Source organism: Luteimonas gilva (assembly GCF_005239095.1).
Taxonomy (GTDB): Bacteria; Pseudomonadota; Gammaproteobacteria; order Xanthomonadales; family Xanthomonadaceae; genus Luteimonas_C; species Luteimonas_C gilva.
This window is the reverse complement of sequence record NZ_SZUA01000003.1, coordinates 515,989-531,194: the sequence shown is the minus strand read 5'-3', so window position 1 is coordinate 531,194 and position 15,206 is coordinate 515,989. Positions and strand designations below refer to the sequence as shown.

Here is a 15,206-nt window from a genome sequence, read left to right as displayed (position 1 = left end):
CGCTCCGCTTCGCCCTCTCCTGCCCTTCGGGGCATCCTCCCCCACGTGGGGGAGGAAAAAGCTCGCCGCTGGCGCTCAGAACCCATCGGCGGGAACATAGGCGCCATGACCGCCATCCGCCTGCAAACCCCTCTGGACCTGTTCCTCGGCGAATCCCAGCGCGCCCTGGAAACCGTCTTCGGCGCCCCGGCCGCCGCCCGCCCCAATCCGGCCGGCGACACCGCCGAGGTCGAGCTGGACGAGGCCGAACGCCGCCACGCCGCCGGCCTGATGCGGATCAATCACGTCGGCGAGATCTGCGCCCAGGCCTTGTACAGCGGCCAGGCCGCGGTCGCCCGCGATGCCGCGACCCGCGCACATCTTCTCGAAGCGGCGCAAGAGGAAACCGACCACCTCGCCTGGTGCGCCGACCGCCTGCATGAACTCGACAGCCGCCCCAGCCTGTTCAACCCGTTGTGGTACGCCGGCAGCTATGCGATCGGCGTCGCCGCCGGCCTGCGCGGCGACGGTTGGAACCTGGGCTTCGTGGTCGAAACCGAACGCCAGGTGGAAGCGCATCTGGACGAGCACCTGCAGACTTTGCCGGAGGCCGACCTGCGCAGCCGCCGGATCCTGCGCACGATGAAGGCCGACGAAGCCCGCCACGCCGACAACGCCGAACAGGCCGGCGCGCGCATCCTGCCGCAGCCGGTGCCGGCGATCATGGCCGCCGCGTCGAAGCTGATGAAGGCGGTCGCCTATCGGTTGTAGGAACTAGACAGAAGCAGGAACCAGAAACTAGCGACGACGCTGTTACTCGTTCCTGTTTCCTGTCTTTTCTGGTTCCTGGCCGTCATTCGACCAGATTGCGTCCGTGGAACAGCTCTTCGATCTCGCGCTTGAGCAGCGACTCGATCTTCATCCGGTCCTTGAACGACAGGTTCTTGGCCTTTTCCTCGAACAGATACTGGTCCAGGTCGAAGTCCTTCAGGTGCATCTTGGTGTGGAAGATGTTTTCCTGATAGACGTTGACGTCCAGCATCTCGTAGCGCGACTTGATGTTCTTGGCCAGGAAATCCTGGATCGAATTGATCTTGTGGTCGATGTAGTGCTTCTTGCCCTTGATGTCGCGGGTGAAGCCGCGGACCCGGTAGTCCATCACCACGATGTCCGATTCCAGGCTTTCGATCAGGTAGTTCAAGGCCTTCAGCGGCGAGATCACGCCGCAGGTGGCCACGTCGATGTCGGCGCGGAAGGTGGCGATGCCGTGCTGCGGGTGCGTTTCCGGATAGGTGTGGACGGTGATGTGGCTCTTGTCCAGGTGCGCGACCACCGCGTCGGAGATCACGCCCTTGGCAGCCGACTTCTCGATCACCGGCTGCTCGCTGATCAGGATCGTCACCGACGCGCCCTGCGGATCGTAGTCCTGGCGGGCGATGTTGAGGATGTTGGCGCCGATGATGTCGGCTACGTCCGTCAGGATCTGGGTGAGCCTGTCGGCGTTGTATTCCTCGTCGATGTACTCGATGTAGCGCTGGCGCTCCTCTTCGGACACGGCGTAGCACACGTCGTAGATGTTGAACGACAGAGCTTTGGTGAGGTTGTTGAAGCCTTGCAGCTTCAGGCGCGGCAGTGGCTTGACCACGGCGGTCGTCCCCCCGGTCAGGGCTGGCGAAGAAGGGCGCGATTATGCGGCAAACCGCTCATTCGCGATATCGCGCCGGGCATAGGGTTTGCCGCGCGCGGATTCAGGCCCTAAGCTGCGGTCTTCACCGACCTGTCCCCGCCATGAACCAGCCCCCCGCACTCTCGTACCCGACGATGCGGCAGCCGACCAGCCCTCTTCAGCTGGATGCGGCCGCCCTAGAGCGCTTCCTCGCCCATTGCCATCTGCGCCGTTATCCCTCCCGAACGGAGGTGTTCCGGCCCGGCGATCCGGCCGGAACCATGTATTACGTGGTCAACGGTTCGGTCAGCATCATCACCGAAGACGACGACCGCGAACTGGTGCTGGGCTATTTCGGCACCGGCGAGTTCGTCGGCGAGATGGGCCTGTTCATCGAATCCGATCAGCGCGAAGTGATGCTGCGCACCCGCACGCAATGCGAACTGGCCGAAATCAGCTACGAGCGCCTGTTCCAGCTGATCGGCGGCCCGCTGCAGCAGGACGCGGCCAAGCTGATGTTCGCGATCGGCAAGCAGCTGTCGCGGCGCTTGCTGGACACCAGCCGCAAGGCCGGGCGCCTGGCCTTCCTGGACGTCAGCGACCGCATCATCCGCACTTTGCACGACCTGGCCCGCGAACCGGAGGCGATGAGCCATCCGCAAGGCACGCAACTGCGCGTGTCGCGACAGGAGCTGGCGCGCCTGGTCGGCTGCTCGCGCGAAATGGCCGGCCGCGTGCTGAAGAAGCTGCAGCTGGACGGCAAACTGCACGCGCGCGGCAAGACCGTCGTGCTGTACGGAACCCGCTGAGCCGATGGCGATCTTCGGCCCCCGGGGGAAACTGCCGGATGCCGACCTGCGCAGCGCTTCCCGGATCGACGCCGACGACGTCGCCGCGCTGCTGTCGGAGCTGGGCTATCCCTGCGACGCGCAGGACGCGGCCCAGCGCATCGCCGCCATCGTCGACAACGACCGCCAGGCGCTGGTCGTGGCGCGTTGCGACGGCGAGGTCTGCGGGCTGATCGCACTGGACTTCATGTACTACCTGCCGCTGGACACCACCACCTGCCGGATCACGGCGTTGGTGGTGAGCACCTCGGCGCAGGGCCGCGGCCTGGGCCGCCAATTGCTGCGCGAAGCCGAGCGCCGCGCGCGCGCCGCCGGCGCGGCCCGGATCGAGCTGACCAGCGGTTCGCAGCGCGCCGATGCGCACGCCTTCTACAAGGCTTGCGGTTATAGCGACGGCACGCTGCGCTTCATCAAGCGCCTCGGCGACGCGTAATTCCAGAATCGTAGGCTGGGTTGGCTTCACCAACCCAGCGCCGCACGGGTTCAATTGCGGCGATATCCAGGCGAAGCGGGAGACCGCAATGCTGGGTTGATGTAGCCAACCCAGCCTACGTTCGGCGATTTCATCAGGGAATCCCGGTCGCCGGTTGGCCCGCGCGATCGCGGCAGCCCCAATTGAGGATCGGCGTCTCCGGCGGCAACACGCGCCGGAACGTATTCACGGCGCCCGCCTTCGGATTCACCACCACCGGCCGCTTGGCGATGCGCAGCAACGGCAAATCGGCGCGGCTGTCGCTGTAGGCGACGGCGACCTGGTCGTAGCCGGCGTCCCAGATCATCCGCACCTTGTTCTGCGCGTGGCAGTGCTGGGCGGTGATCAGGCCGCCCAGGAAGGGCTTGCCGAGGCTGCCGATCACGGGCAGGTCCTCGTGCGCGACGAAATCCAGGATCGCGCGCGCCAACTCCGGCGGCGCGCCGGTGGCGATCACGACGCGGTCGCCGCGGATGCGGTGCTTGTGCAGCACTTCCAGCGCCGTCGGCAACAAGCGGGCGCGGATGCGCTTGGCGTCGGCTTGCACGTATTCGTCGATCAAGGCGTCGAAATCGCGGCGCCGATGCAGGCCGAACGTGCCGATCCACAAGAATCCGGAGATGCCGCGGCGCCGCGTCGGCAACCAGGCGATCATCGGCAACAGCAGCGGCGCGGCGAGCAGCGCCGCGAGCTTGCGCAACGGATGGCGGCGGATCAGCCAGGCCACCAAATGGCCGCCGGAATCGCCGTCGTACAAAGTGTGGTCGAAATCGAATACCACCAGCGGCCGGTACGGCACCGCGGTTTCGCCGAACGCGCTCATGCGGCGAAGAACAACCGCTGCAGCGCCGCGCCCGGATCGCGTTCGCGCATGAAGCTCTCGCCGACCAGGAAGGCGTCGACGCCCGCGCCGCGCATTTTGCGCACGTCGTCGGCCGTGGCGATGCCGCTTTCGGTGACCAAGCGGCGATCGCCGGGCACGGCGTGCTTCAGCGACAAGGTGGTGTCGAGACTGACCTCGAAGCTGCGCAGGCTGCGGTTGTTGATGCCCAGCAAGGGCGCCGGCACCTGCAGGGCGCGCTCCAATTCGTCCATGTCGTGCACTTCGACCAGCACGTCCATGCCCAGCGCCAGGGCGAGATCGGACAATGCGGCCAAACGTGCATCGTCCAACGCGGCGACGATCAGCAGGACGCAATCGGCGCCGAGCGCGCGCGCTTCGTAGACCTGCCAGGGATCGATGGCGAAGTCCTTGCGCAGCGCCGGCAGCGCACAGGCCTCGCGCGCCTGGCGCAGGTAGTCGTCGGCGCCCTGGAAGAAATCGACGTCGGTCAGCACCGACAAGCAGGCCGCGCCGCCGGCTTCGTAGCTGCGCGCGATCGCGGCCGGGTCGAAATCGGCGCGGATCACGCCCTTGGACGGGCTGGCCTTTTTGACTTCGGCGATCACCGCCGGATGGCCGGCGGCGATCTTCGCTTCGATCGCCGCGGCGAAACCGCGCACCGGCGGCCCGTCGGCCGCCATCGCCTTGATCTCGTCGAGCGATCGCCGCGCCGAACGCTCGGCGACTTCTTCCGCCTTGCGTTGCAGGATTTTCTGCAGCACGTCGGGACGTTGCGCCGCGTTCATGCCGCGGCGTCCGATTTCGCATCCGGCGGACGGCGGTAGCCGGTGGCCAAATCCCAGCCGTAGGCGCGCTCCACCTTGGCGATGCGCAATTCGAAATGCCGGTACCACTGCGCCCGGCCCTGCTCGCGCGCCGCGGTGTGCTCGACGTGCAAGCGCCAGGCCTTGATCGCCTCCTCGCTTTCCCAGTAGGCGACGGTGATGCCGAAACCGTCCTCGCCGCGGACCGATTCCATGCCCAAGAAGCCGGGCTGCTGTTGCGCCAACTCGACCATGCGGTCGGACGCGGCGCCGTAGCCGTTATCGCCTTCGCGGCGTTGCGAGCTGAAGACCACCGCGTAATAAGGCGGCGGCGGGAGTTGGGCGAAAGAGTCGGTCATGAGCGCAATTCTACGGCTTCGCGCGGTTTTCTTGAGCGTAGCCCGGGTAAGCGCAGCGCACCCGGGGTTCCGTCGCGTCGTGGTCCCAGGTGCGCTGCGCTTACCCGGGCTACAGGCGCCGGGTGGTCTCGACGAATTCGCGCAACTTCGCCATCGCCGCGCCGGAGGCGATCGCCTCGCGAGCCTTCGCGATGCCGGCTTCGATCGAATCCGCCACGCCCGCCGCATACAAGGCCGCGCCGGCGTTCAGCGCCACGATTTCCAGCGGCAGTCCGGGTTCGTTGCCCAGCGCGCCGAGCAGCATCGTCTTCGACTCGGCCGCATCGGCCACCCGCAGATTGCGGCTGGCGGCCATCGCGATGCCGAAATCCTCGGGGTGCACTTCGTATTCGCGCACCGCCCCGTCGCGCAGTTCGCCGACCAGGGTGGCCGCGCCCAGCGACAGTTCGTCCATGCCGTCGCGGCCCCAGACCACCATCGCCCGCTGCGCGCCCAGCGCCTGCAGCACGCGCACCTGGATGCCGACCAGGTCCGGGTGGAACACGCCCATCAGGATGTTCGGCGCTCCGGCCGGATTGGTCAGCGGGCCCAGGATGTTGAACAGCGTCCGCACGCCCATTTCCTTGCGCACCGGCGCGACCACTTTCATCGCCGGATGGTGGATCGGCGCGAACATGAAGCCGATCCCGCAGTCGGCGATGCACTGCGCCACTTGTTCCGGCCGCAATTCGATGTTCGCGCCCAGCGCCTCCAGCACGTCCGCGCTGCCGGATTTCGAGGAGACGCTGCGGTTGCCGTGCTTGGCCACCCGCGCGCCGGCCGCGGCGACCACGAAGATCGACGCAGTGGAGATGTTGAAGGTGTGCGCGCCGTCGCCGCCGGTGCCGACGATGTCGATCAGGTTGGTCCGGTCCGCAACCGGCACCGGCAGCGCGAACTCGCGCAACACCGTGGCCGCGCCGGCGATCTCGTCCACCGTTTCCTTCTTCACCCGCAAACCGGTGAGGATCGCTGCGGTCATGCTCGGCGAGACCTCGCCGCGCATGATCTGGCGCATCAGCTCGACCATCTCGTCGAAGAAGATCTCGCGATGCTCGATCGTGCGCTGCAGGGCTTGTTGCGGGGTGATGGGCATTCGTTTCGTTCTCGTTCGCTGTCGTCCGAAGCCTTACTCGCGCCGTTCCGAGAACCAATAGGCTTGGCGCTCTTCTAGGATCGCCCTTGTGTGCCAATGACTCTTCATCCGCAGCGCGTCATACGCCGTTATCTCGATATCGGACAACGGACGCCAATGAGTTCCGCGTCGAAATCCTTGCACAATCTCGACCTGCAGCGGGAATTTGGCAAGGGCTGATGTCTGAGCCTGCGCCAGAGACTCGCTGTTGGCGCCGCCATCCGATGTCGGGTTAGCCAATTGCACGCCATCATCTTCCCAATCGCATAGACGGCAAAGTGCGTACGACCCATAAGCGCCTTCGAGCGTCATAAAACCGCATGCTGGGCAAGGGAGATCGGTCATTGGAAGATTGGCAGACGGCTCTGGATCCCGGCTTTCGCCGGGATGACGGCCTTGGAGATCATCGCTCGAGGAAATTCTTCAGCAACGCATGCCCATGCTCGGTCAAGATCGACTCCGGATGGAACTGCACGCCCTCCACCGGATGTTCGCGGTGGCGCAGGCCCATGATCTCCTCGACCGTGCCGTCCTCGTTTTCGGTCCAGGCGGTCACTTCCAGGCAATCGGGCAGCGAATCCTTTTCGACGACCAGCGAGTGGTAGCGCGTCGCTTCGTAGCCGTCCGGCAAGCCCGCGAACACGCCTTTGCCTTCGTGGCGGATGCGCGAGGTCTTGCCGTGCATGATCTTTCCGGCGCGGATCACGTGGCCGCCGTAAGCCTGCCCCAAACTCTGGTGGCCCAGGCACACGCCCAGGATCGGCGTGCGCGGACCCAGTTCGCGCAATACGTCCAGCGACACGCCCGCTTCGTTCGGCGTGCAAGGCCCGGGCGAAATCACGATCCGCTCGGGTTCCAGCGCGGCGATCTGCGCCACCGACAGCTCGTCGTTGCGCACCACCTTCACCTCCGACCCCAGCGCCTGCAGGTACTGCACGAGGTTGTAGGTGAAGCTGTCGTAGTTGTCGATCATCAGCAGCACGAGGCGCGGCTCCGGCGGCCATGCCGCGTGCGGGGGAAGACCAGCAATCTAGCGGCGGGCGGTGTCCATGGCAACGCGGAAAGCTATTTTTTCGCCCGGATCCAGCTCCGCAAGGCGAGCCCTTGCCAGCCGAACCAAAGGGCGAGCCAGGCGAGGGCGAACGGCCACACCGGCACGACATAGTGCAGGCCTTCCTGCAGCGAGCGCACCGCCAGCCACGCGTCGAGCGCGACGGCCGCGACCAGCAAGGCCGAGTTCAGCTCTCGACGCGTATCGGGCGTTTGCGCGCCGACGAAAGCCGAGGGATACAGCAGCAGCGCGCACAGACCGAAAGGGAGTGCCGAATTCCAGCCATGGCCGCCGCCGGCGACGGCCACGGACAGCAGGGCGCACAGTGCGCCCAACACGAGACCGACGAACGGCGGCAGGATTTTGCGGGCGATGGACATGGCGTCGGCGCGTCGTGGAGACGGCAATCTAGCCGGCGGCTGCGTGCCCGGCAATCCGGCGGCTAGGCTCGCGGCAGGGCGATGCAGACCCGCAAGCCGGGCGCGGCGTCCGAGAGCTCGATGCGCCCTTCGTGGCGCAACACGATCGCCCGCACCAGGCTCAGCCCCAGGCCGGTGCCGGGCGAGCCGCGATGGGTTTCCAAGCGGACGAAGCGGTCGAGTACGCGCTCCCGGTCGGCGACCGGGATGCCCGGGCCGTGGTCGCGGACTTGCAAACGCACTTCCGCGCCGGATGCGCTCGAGGTGAGTTCGACTTCGCTGTCGGCGGGCGCGAACTTGACGGCGTTGTCGACCAGGTTCACCAGCAATTGGAACAGTTGGTCCGCATCGCCGCGCACGCTGGCCGGTTCGGTCGCGTCGCGCAGCGCGATCCGGCGCTCGGCGGCGCTGGGCGCGTACAGCTCCAGCACATCGCCGACCAGCGCCTGCAGATCCACCGCTGGCGCATCGTGCAGCGGCGGCTGCGCTTCGATCCGAGCCAATCGCAATAGCGCGCCGAAGGATTGCAGCAGCTGATCGGTTTCGGCGATGGCCGCGTCCAGCTCGGGCGCGGGCGCTTCGCGTTCGCGCAATTGGTCCAAACGATTGCGCAGCCGGGTCAGCGGCGTGCGCAGATCGTGGGCGATGTGGTCGGTGGCGTGGCGTACGCCGCCGAGCAATTCCTCGATGCGGTCGAGCATGGCGTTGAAGCGGTGCGCGAGGCGGTCGAAGGCGTCGTCGCTGCCGTCCAGGCGCGCGCGCAGCGCCAGTTCGCCCGCGCCGACGCGCGCCGCGGTCAAGTCGAGACTCTGCAATCGCCGCGACACCCAGCGCGCGGTCAGCCAGCCGATCAGCGCGCCCAGCGCCGCCGCCACCAGCAAGGCGATCAACGCGGTGCGCAGCATCATCGCCAGGAAACCGTCCTGCGAACGCGTGCGCAAACCGGTCAGCAGGGTTTCGCCGTCGTCCAACGGCGACAGCCGGGCTAGCACGCGGGTGCCGCCGTCGGCGCGGTCGCGGAACACGATCCAACGCGGCGCCGCGCTGCGCGGCACGGACAAGGGCGGCGCGCTGCCGACGATCGCGCGGCCGTCGCGGTCGACGAGCGCGTACACCGCATCGGGATCGTCCGGCGCGGCGAGCCGATCGCGCAATTCGGCGATCAACGGCGCACGCCCGGCGCCGCGATAGATGTCGGCCAGGCCCGCCGCGTCGGCGCGCACCACTTCGCGCGCATCGGCGGTGAGCAGCGTAGACACGGCGTAATAGACGCCTGCGCCGAGCAAGGCGAAAGCGAGGAGAAAGGAGACGGTGACCGCCAGCGCCAAACGCGCGCTGGTCGACAGCAAGCGTGCCGGCGCCGCGCTCACGAGCCCAATCGGTAACCGGCGCCACGCACGGTATGCAGCAGCGGCGCGGCGAAGCCGTGGTCGATCTTCTGCCGCAGGCGGCTGATGTGCACGTCGATCACGTTGGTCTGCGGATCGAAGTGGTAGTCCCAGACCGCTTCCAGCAGCATCGTACGGGTGACGACGCGCCCGGCCTGCCGCATCAGGTATTCAAGCAGGCGGTATTCGCGCGGCTGCAATTCGATGGCCTTGCCGTCGCGCGATGCGCTGCGCTTGAGCAGGTCGAGTTCCAGGTCCTCCACGCGCAGCCGGGTCGGTTCCGCCGACGCCGCCGTTCCGCGCCGCGCCAGGCCGTCGAGGCGCGCGCTGAGTTCGGCGTAGGCGAAAGGCTTGACCAGATAATCGTCGGCGCCGGCACGCAGGCCTTCGACGCGTTGTTCGACGTCGCCGAGCGCGGTGAGCAACAACGTCGGCACGCGATTGCCGGCGCCGCGCAAAGTCTTCAACAAGGTCATGCCGTCCAGCTGCGGCAGCATGCGGTCCAGGACGATGGCGTCGTAAGGCTCGGTGGTGGCCAGGAACAAGCCGTCCTTGCCGTTGTCGGCGTGATCGACGGCGTGGCCGTCTTCCTTCAGGCCTTTGGCGATGAACCCGGCGGTGTGCGGGTCGTCTTCGACGAGCAGGATGCGCATGTCGACTCCGGTTTCGGGCAAAGAATACCCCGCCGGCGCTGGGGGCGGCGGCGGGGTGCGCCCGCAGGGAGGAACGGGCTCAAGCCTTCAACGACGGGGATTTCGTTTTTGCTTCAGGAATCGACGGGTTGCGGATCAGCTCTTCTTCTCGGCCTTGGCGGCGTCCTGCTTGGCGTCGGTGGACCACTTCTCGCACTTGCCGATCTTGCTGCGCTGCACGCAATGCTTCGCGGGCTTGGCCTTGGCGCCGGCCGCGGCCGGCTGCGGCGTGGCGGCGAACGCGCTGGTGGCGGCCATGGCCAGGCCGAGCGCGATCAGGGTGTTGCGGATCTTCATGGCGGTGCTCCTTCGGAAATCTGGGGAATGGATGGGGCGTTTCCCATCGCCGGGCCAGATTGCGCCAGGGCGTCGTGCCGCCGGCTTTCCGTCGGATTAAAAATATTTAATGCGCCGAAATGCTGCTTTTTTTGTAGGAGCGGCTTTAGCCGCGAGCTGTTTCTCTCGAAATCGCTGCTATGTCGAGATTTGAAGGGAAAAGCTCGCGGATAAAGCCGCTCCTACAAAATCAAAGGCCCTTGGCGGCTTCGGCGACGGCGCGAAAGAGCGCGCGGCCCTTGTTCATCGTCTCTTCCCACTCCGCGCCCGGATCGGAGTCGTACACCACGCCGCCGCCGGCTTGCACGTACAAGCGTCCGTCCTGGATGACGGCGGTGCGGATCGCGATGGCGGTGTCGGCGTCGCCGTGCCAGCTGATGTAGCCGACGGCGCCGGAGTAGACGTTGCGCTTCACCGGCTCGAGTTCGCGGATGATTTCCAATGCGCGGATCTTGGGCGCGCCGCTGACGGTGCCGGCCGGGAACGTGGCGCGCAGCACGTCGGCGTAGCTCAGGCCTTCTTTCAGCTGGCCGGTGACTTCGCTGACGATGTGCATGACGTGGCTGTAGCGTTCGATCACGAACTGCTCGCCCACTTCCACGGTGCCCTTCTCGGCGATGCGGCCGACGTCGTTGCGGCCCAGATCGATCAGCATCAGGTGCTCGGCGCGTTCTTTCGGATCGGCCAGCAATTCGGCTTCCAAAGCCTGGTCTTCTTCCGCGTTCTTGCCGCGGCGGCGGGTGCCGGCGATGGGCCGCACGGTCACGACGCCCTCTTGCAAGCGCGCCAGGATTTCCGGCGACGAACCCACCACCTGAGTGCCGCCGACATCGATGAAGTACATGTACGGCGACGGATTCAGCGCGCGCAACGCGCGATACACGTCCACCGGCCGCGCCCGGAACGGCACGCTCAAACGCTGCGACGGCACCACTTGGAAGATGTCGCCGGCGCGGATGTATTCCTGCGCCTTGCGCACCACGTCCTCGTATTCCTCGCGGGTGAACGACGAGCGGAAATCGCTTTCGTCGATCGCCACCGGCACCAGCGTTTCCGGATAGCCGGCGCCGGCATGGCGCAAGCGATGGCTGAGCTCGTCCAGGCGGCGGTTGGCGCGCGCCCAGGCCTGCGGCTCGCGCGGATCGGCGTGCACGATCAGGTACAGCCGGCCCTTGAGGTTGTCGAACACCGCGATCTCTTCGCTCAGCATCAGCAGGATGTCGGGCGTGCCCAGTTCGTCCGGCTTGTCGCCGCCGGCCAGGCGCGGCTCGATGTACTGGATGCATTCGAAACCGAACCAGCCGACCAGGCCGCCGGCGAACACCGGCAGATTTTCCAGACGAGGCACCGAATGCTCGGCGCGCAAGCGCTCGACTTCGGCGAAGGGATCGGCGACTTCGCGCGTTTCGACCAGTTCGCCCAGCTCGGTGACGTATAGGGTGCGGCCGGCGAAGGCGTACACGCGTTTGGCCGGCAGGCCGATGATCGAATAGCGGCCGAAGCGTTCGCCGCCTTCGACCGATTCGAACAGGTAAGTGTGCGGGCCGTCGGCCAGCTTCAGATAGACCGACAGCGGCGTGTCCAAGTCGGACAGCACCTCGCGCACCACCGGGATGCGGGTGTGGCCGTCAGCGGCGTATTGCTGGAACTGTTCTTGCGTGATCACGCGATGTTTCCTTCGAAAGCGGGGGGACGACGGACATGACGGCGGCCGAGGGCCACCATCGCCAACCCAGATCGGCGGAAACGGAGTGCGGGTTCGCGTGGTTGGACATGGCGGACACTTTAGCGGGTCTCCCCAATCCCGGCGAGCCCCGCTGTTTTCCCCCTTTGAAAAGGGGACTGAGGGGGATTTGCTTTTGCTTTTTCGGCTCTTGCTCGATAAAGCAAGATCAAGAGCAAATCCCCTTTGATTCCCCTTTCAAAGGGGGAAACAGCGGTGCGCGGCCACGTGAAGCTATGACGCTTCGATGCGCGATATCAGCGGGCAATCTTCGGGGAGATGCATGCGCAACCGGCTCGCCGCGCATTCCACCTTGAAATGCCGCGATTCCAGCGGTTCGCCGTCCAGATTCAGCGCGAAAGGAGCGTCGGATTCGATCTCCACCCACGGCAATTGCACGCGCACCGCGGCTTGGTCCAGCGCCGCCTGCTTGCCGTCCTTGAGCAGCGTCGCCAGCGTGGCGGCCACTTCGCCGGACAATTCCGGGATCACCGTGACGTCGAGCAGGCCATCGTCGATCGCGGCATCCGGGCACAAGGCTTGTCCACCGCCCGCCTGCCGGCCGTTGCCGATGCCCAGCGCGATGAAGCCGCCTTGCCAGGCGAAATCGGGCCCGGCGATGCGCGCTTGGATCGGTTCGATCCTGCCCAGCTTGGACAGGCCGGTGATCAGATACGACAAGCCGCCGAGCAATTTCTTCAACCCGTCGTGCGTTTCCACCGTGACCTGCGTACCGAAGCCGCCGCTGGCCAGGTTCGCGGCCCAGTGTATCTGCCCGTTCGCTTCGAGCTTGAGCAGATCGATGGCGTTCGCGGGCCGGGTTTCGATCGTCTCCAAAGCCGGCAGCGGTTCGATCGGGATTCCGGCCGCCGCGGCGAAATCGTTCGCGGTGCCCATCGGCACTAGGCCCAGCGTCGGCAGGTCCCTCGCGTCTTCGTCGCGATGCGCCAAGGCGGTGGCGACTTCGCTCAAAGTGCCGTCGCCGCCGGCCGCGATCACGCTGTCGACGCCGTCGGCGATGGCTTCGGCGACGTAGCGTTCGGCGTCGCCGGCTTCCCAGGTGACGCGCACGTCCAGGGCGATGCCGCGTTCGCGCATCGCGGCCACCGCGTCTCGCAGCGGCTCGTCGCCGGTGGATTTGCCGTTGAGTATTAGTCGCCAATGCGTCGATGCCATGCTTGCCGCCGTTCGCCAAAACCACAGGCTAACCAGGCCGCGCCGAAGCGACGTGAAGCTCCGCTTGTCACGCGCCCGTCACTTGCCGCCCAGAGAATGGAAGGCCATAGCAAGGACGAAAGAGGGAGGCGGGATTGCCTCCAATATCCCGAAGGCCGCTGCCCTGCAGCGGCCTTTTTCGTCAGCGCGCGCCGGCGACGGCGTCCTTCATGCGGCGCACGATGCCGGCGTAATCCGATTGGCCGAAGATCGCCGAGCCGGCGACGAAGGTGTCGGCGCCGGCGGTCGCGATCTGCGCGATGTTGTCGGTCTTCACGCCGCCGTCGATTTCCAAACGAATCGGCTTGCCTGTCTTGTCGATCATGCCGCGCACGCGCTTGAGCTTGTCCAGCGCGGAAGGAATGAAGGACTGTCCGCCGAAACCCGGATTGACCGACATCAGCAGCACCAGATCCAAGTCTTCCAGCACGTAATCCAGCACCTCCACCGGCGTCGCCGGATTCAGCACCAAACCGGCTTGGCAACCGAGCGATTTGATCAACTGGATCGTACGGTGCACATGGGCGCTGGCTTCGGGATGGAAACTGATGACGCTGGCGCCGGCCTTGGCGAAATCGGGCACGATCCGGTCCACCGGCTGCACCATCAGATGCACGTCGATGGGCGCGGTCACGCCGTGCTTGCGCAGCGCTTCGCAGACCAGCGGGCCGATGGTCAGGTTGGGCACGTAATGGTTGTCCATCACGTCGAAGTGCACCCAGTCGGCGCCGGCGGCGAGGACGTTGTCGACTTCCTCGCCCAACTTGGCGAAGTTCGCGGACAGGATGGAAGGCGCGATGACGGTGGACTGCATGGAAAGGCCTGAAGGGTGGTGAGGGCTATCGCCGCTTGCGCAGGGTCTTGATCCGGTCGTAGGCGGCGTTGATCTCGCGGGCCTTCTTTTCGGCCTGCTGGCGCAATTCTTCGGCCAGGCCGCCGGTTCGGTCCGGGTGGTATTGCGAAATCAGGCGGCGGTAGGCCTGGTCGATTTCGGCATCGCTGGCCTCATCGGTCAGGCCGAACACACGATACGGGTTATCGCTCGGGCTCTTGAACCAGTCGATATCGAAGGCATGGCCGATCAGCAGCCCGACCAAACCGCCCGCCGGGTGCCGCATCAGCAGCCAGCCCGCCACGAAGCCCAGCAATTTCCCGTACCAGCGCATGGGCCCATTCTAGCCCGCGGGCATCGGTACAATGGCGCCCCGTAGCGAGCTTCCCGGACGATGGCGACGACTCTGCTTTCCGCCGAACTCCCCGGCCTCACGCTGCGCCACCGCGGCAAGGTGCGCGACGTGTTCGACCTGGGCAACGACACGCTGTTGATGGTCGCCACCGACCGGCTCAGCGCCTTCGACGTGGTCCTGCCCGACCCGATCCCCGGCAAGGGCGAGATGCTGTGCCAGATCAGCAATTTCTGGTTCGGCGAAACCGCGCATCTGCTGCCCAACCATCTGACCGGCGTCGACGTCGCTTCGGTGTTGCCGGACGGCGTGGATCCGGCGCTGTACGCGCAGCGTTCGGTGGTGACCAAGAAATTGAAGCCGGTGCCGGTGGAGGCGATCGCGCGCGGCTACCTGATCGGCAGCGGCTGGAAGGATTACCAGCGCACCGGCCGGGTTAGCGGCATCGCCCTGCCCGACGGCCTGCGCCAGGCGGAACGGCTGCCGCAGCCGATCTTCACGCCCTCGACCAAAGCGGCGGTCGGCGACCACGACGAGAACATCGATTTCGACACGATGGTGCGCAACGTCGGCGCCGAACTCGCCGAACAGGTGCGCGACGCCACCCTGCGCCTGTACCAGTTCGCCGCCGACTACGCGGCCCAGCGCGGCATCCTGCTGGCCGACACCAAATTCGAATTCGGCACCGACGCCGACGGCCGCCTGTACGTGATGGACGAGATGCTGACGCCCGATTCGTCGCGTTACTGGCCGGCCGACGAATACGAAGTCGGCACCAGCCCGCCCAGCTACGACAAGCAGTTCGTGCGCGACTATCTGGAAACCTTGGGTTGGGACAAGACGCCGCCCGGGCCGCGCCTGCCGGCGGAAGTGATCGAACGCACCCGGGCAAAATACGCCGAGGCGTTGCAGAAGCTGGCCGGGATCAGCGTCGACTGACCGCTTCGCTTTGCCTGTGTAGAGCGGAGCTTGCTCCGCTGCTCTTGATTCCGGCACGTCTCGCGAAAGCAGCGGAGCACTCCGCTCTACACAAGCTCTGGCTTAGCTGGTCCC

General features: G+C 66.3%; 19 protein-coding genes. 4 read left to right on the top strand and 15 right to left on the bottom strand.

Annotated elements, in window-relative coordinates; translation table 11 throughout:
* The first annotated feature begins 105 nt into the window (after positions 1 to 105).
* A complete protein-coding gene (gene coq7, locus FCE95_RS16220; RefSeq protein ID WP_137268074.1) occupies positions 106 to 750 on the top strand; it encodes a 2-polyprenyl-3-methyl-6-methoxy-1,4-benzoquinone monooxygenase in 645 nt (214 codons plus the stop codon).
* Positions 751 to 832: 82 nt separating this feature from the next.
* On the opposite strand, the gene speD is transcribed toward coq7, so the two are convergent.
* Entirely contained in the window at positions 833 to 1,624 is a 792-nt protein-coding gene (speD, locus tag FCE95_RS16215; protein ID WP_137268073.1) for an adenosylmethionine decarboxylase, read from the bottom strand.
* Between the two features lie 143 nt (positions 1,625 to 1,767).
* Between speD and crp the strand changes: the two genes are divergently transcribed.
* Positions 1,768 to 2,454 carry a cAMP-activated global transcriptional regulator CRP gene (crp, locus tag FCE95_RS16210; protein ID WP_137268072.1) on the top strand — a complete coding sequence of 229 codons (687 nt, stop codon included), beginning with the start codon at positions 1,768 to 1,770 and terminating at the stop codon, positions 2,452 to 2,454.
* A 4-nt stretch (positions 2,455 to 2,458) separates the two neighbouring features.
* Positions 2,459 to 2,926, top strand: a complete 468-nt coding sequence (locus FCE95_RS16205) for a GNAT family N-acetyltransferase (protein ID WP_137268071.1) — start codon at positions 2,459 to 2,461, stop codon at positions 2,924 to 2,926.
* A gap of 133 nt (positions 2,927 to 3,059) precedes the next feature.
* Here the strand turns inward: FCE95_RS16205 and FCE95_RS16200 are convergent, their stop codons facing one another.
* The 14 genes from FCE95_RS16200 to FCE95_RS16135 form a co-directional block, all read right to left on the bottom strand.
* On the bottom strand, positions 3,060 to 3,788 hold the full coding sequence (locus tag FCE95_RS16200; RefSeq protein ID WP_137268070.1) for a haloacid dehalogenase-like hydrolase: 729 nt from the start codon (positions 3,786 to 3,788) through the stop codon (positions 3,060 to 3,062).
* Positions 3,785 to 4,594: an indole-3-glycerol phosphate synthase TrpC gene (trpC, locus tag FCE95_RS16195; protein ID WP_137268069.1), complete on the bottom strand. Its 810-nt coding sequence runs from the start codon at positions 4,592 to 4,594 to the stop codon at positions 3,785 to 3,787. The genes FCE95_RS16200 and trpC overlap by 4 nt, the downstream gene beginning before the upstream one ends.
* Positions 4,591 to 4,971: an antibiotic biosynthesis monooxygenase family protein gene (locus FCE95_RS16190; protein ID WP_137268068.1), complete on the bottom strand. Its 381-nt coding sequence runs from the start codon at positions 4,969 to 4,971 to the stop codon at positions 4,591 to 4,593. The genes trpC and FCE95_RS16190 overlap by 4 nt, the downstream gene beginning before the upstream one ends.
* Before the next feature lie 109 nt (positions 4,972 to 5,080).
* Positions 5,081 to 6,106, bottom strand: coding sequence for an anthranilate phosphoribosyltransferase (gene trpD, locus FCE95_RS16185; protein WP_137268067.1), 1,026 nt, complete (start codon positions 6,104 to 6,106; stop codon positions 5,081 to 5,083).
* 33 nt (positions 6,107 to 6,139) lie between these two features.
* Positions 6,140 to 6,490: a CPCC family cysteine-rich protein gene (locus FCE95_RS16180; RefSeq protein WP_137268066.1), complete on the bottom strand. Its 351-nt coding sequence runs from the start codon at positions 6,488 to 6,490 to the stop codon at positions 6,140 to 6,142.
* Positions 6,491 to 6,548: 58 nt separating this feature from the next.
* Positions 6,549 to 7,127, bottom strand: coding sequence for an anthranilate synthase component II (locus tag FCE95_RS16175; RefSeq protein ID WP_137268065.1), 579 nt, complete (start codon positions 7,125 to 7,127; stop codon positions 6,549 to 6,551).
* An 83-nt stretch (positions 7,128 to 7,210) separates the two neighbouring features.
* Positions 7,211 to 7,576, bottom strand: a complete 366-nt coding sequence (locus FCE95_RS16170; RefSeq protein ID WP_137268064.1) for a hypothetical protein — start codon at positions 7,574 to 7,576, stop codon at positions 7,211 to 7,213.
* A 62-nt stretch (positions 7,577 to 7,638) separates the two neighbouring features.
* Positions 7,639 to 8,985 (bottom strand): sensor histidine kinase, encoded by a 1,347-nt coding sequence (locus FCE95_RS16165; protein WP_137268063.1) that lies wholly within the window; start codon positions 8,983 to 8,985, stop codon positions 7,639 to 7,641.
* Complete coding sequence (locus FCE95_RS16160) at positions 8,982 to 9,656, bottom strand: winged helix-turn-helix domain-containing protein (RefSeq protein ID WP_137268062.1); 675 nt, start codon at positions 9,654 to 9,656, stop codon at positions 8,982 to 8,984. Before FCE95_RS16160 ends, FCE95_RS16165 begins: the two co-directional genes overlap by 4 nt.
* A gap of 135 nt (positions 9,657 to 9,791) precedes the next feature.
* Positions 9,792 to 9,992, bottom strand: coding sequence for a hypothetical protein (locus FCE95_RS16155; RefSeq protein ID WP_137268061.1), 201 nt, complete (start codon positions 9,990 to 9,992; stop codon positions 9,792 to 9,794).
* Positions 9,993 to 10,221: 229 nt separating this feature from the next.
* A complete protein-coding gene (trpE, locus tag FCE95_RS16150; protein WP_137268060.1) occupies positions 10,222 to 11,697 on the bottom strand; it encodes an anthranilate synthase component I in 1,476 nt (491 codons plus the stop codon).
* 291 nt (positions 11,698 to 11,988) lie between these two features.
* Positions 11,989 to 12,930: a lipid kinase YegS gene (gene yegS, locus FCE95_RS16145; protein ID WP_137268059.1), complete on the bottom strand. Its 942-nt coding sequence runs from the start codon at positions 12,928 to 12,930 to the stop codon at positions 11,989 to 11,991.
* A gap of 181 nt (positions 12,931 to 13,111) precedes the next feature.
* Positions 13,112 to 13,783, bottom strand: a complete 672-nt coding sequence (gene rpe, locus FCE95_RS16140) for a ribulose-phosphate 3-epimerase (RefSeq protein WP_137268058.1) — start codon at positions 13,781 to 13,783, stop codon at positions 13,112 to 13,114.
* A gap of 25 nt (positions 13,784 to 13,808) precedes the next feature.
* Positions 13,809 to 14,135, bottom strand: coding sequence for a J domain-containing protein (locus tag FCE95_RS16135; protein WP_137268057.1), 327 nt, complete (start codon positions 14,133 to 14,135; stop codon positions 13,809 to 13,811).
* 60 nt (positions 14,136 to 14,195) lie between these two features.
* Here FCE95_RS16135 and FCE95_RS16130 point away from each other — a divergent pair, with 60 nt between their 5' ends.
* Positions 14,196 to 15,092 (top strand): phosphoribosylaminoimidazolesuccinocarboxamide synthase, encoded by an 897-nt coding sequence (locus FCE95_RS16130; protein WP_137268056.1) that lies wholly within the window; start codon positions 14,196 to 14,198, stop codon positions 15,090 to 15,092.
* Positions 15,093 to 15,206: the final 114 nt, after the last annotated feature.

Coding starts and splice junctions, on each gene's coding strand:
- coq7 (WP_137268074.1), top strand. CDS start 106: ATGACCGCCATCCGCCTGCAAACCCCTCTGGACCTGTTCCTCGGCGAA.
- crp (WP_137268072.1), top strand. CDS start 1,768: ATGAACCAGCCCCCCGCACTCTCGTACCCGACGATGCGGCAGCCGACC.
- FCE95_RS16205 (WP_137268071.1), top strand. CDS start 2,459: ATGGCGATCTTCGGCCCCCGGGGGAAACTGCCGGATGCCGACCTGCGC.
- FCE95_RS16200 (WP_137268070.1), bottom strand. CDS start 3,788: ATGAGCGCGTTCGGCGAAACCGCGGTGCCGTACCGGCCGCTGGTGGTA.
- trpC (WP_137268069.1), bottom strand. CDS start 4,594: ATGAACGCGGCGCAACGTCCCGACGTGCTGCAGAAAATCCTGCAACGC.
- FCE95_RS16190 (WP_137268068.1), bottom strand. CDS start 4,971: ATGACCGACTCTTTCGCCCAACTCCCGCCGCCGCCTTATTACGCGGTG.
- trpD (WP_137268067.1), bottom strand. CDS start 6,106: ATGCCCATCACCCCGCAACAAGCCCTGCAGCGCACGATCGAGCATCGC.
- FCE95_RS16180 (WP_137268066.1), bottom strand. CDS start 6,490: ATGACCGATCTCCCTTGCCCAGCATGCGGTTTTATGACGCTCGAAGGC.
- FCE95_RS16170 (WP_137268064.1), bottom strand. CDS start 7,576: ATGTCCATCGCCCGCAAAATCCTGCCGCCGTTCGTCGGTCTCGTGTTG.
- FCE95_RS16160 (WP_137268062.1), bottom strand. CDS start 9,656: ATGCGCATCCTGCTCGTCGAAGACGACCCGCACACCGCCGGGTTCATC.
- FCE95_RS16155 (WP_137268061.1), bottom strand. CDS start 9,992: ATGAAGATCCGCAACACCCTGATCGCGCTCGGCCTGGCCATGGCCGCC.
- yegS (WP_137268059.1), bottom strand. CDS start 12,930: ATGGCATCGACGCATTGGCGACTAATACTCAACGGCAAATCCACCGGC.
- rpe (WP_137268058.1), bottom strand. CDS start 13,783: ATGCAGTCCACCGTCATCGCGCCTTCCATCCTGTCCGCGAACTTCGCC.
- FCE95_RS16135 (WP_137268057.1), bottom strand. CDS start 14,135: ATGCGCTGGTACGGGAAATTGCTGGGCTTCGTGGCGGGCTGGCTGCTG.
- FCE95_RS16130 (WP_137268056.1), top strand. CDS start 14,196: ATGGCGACGACTCTGCTTTCCGCCGAACTCCCCGGCCTCACGCTGCGC.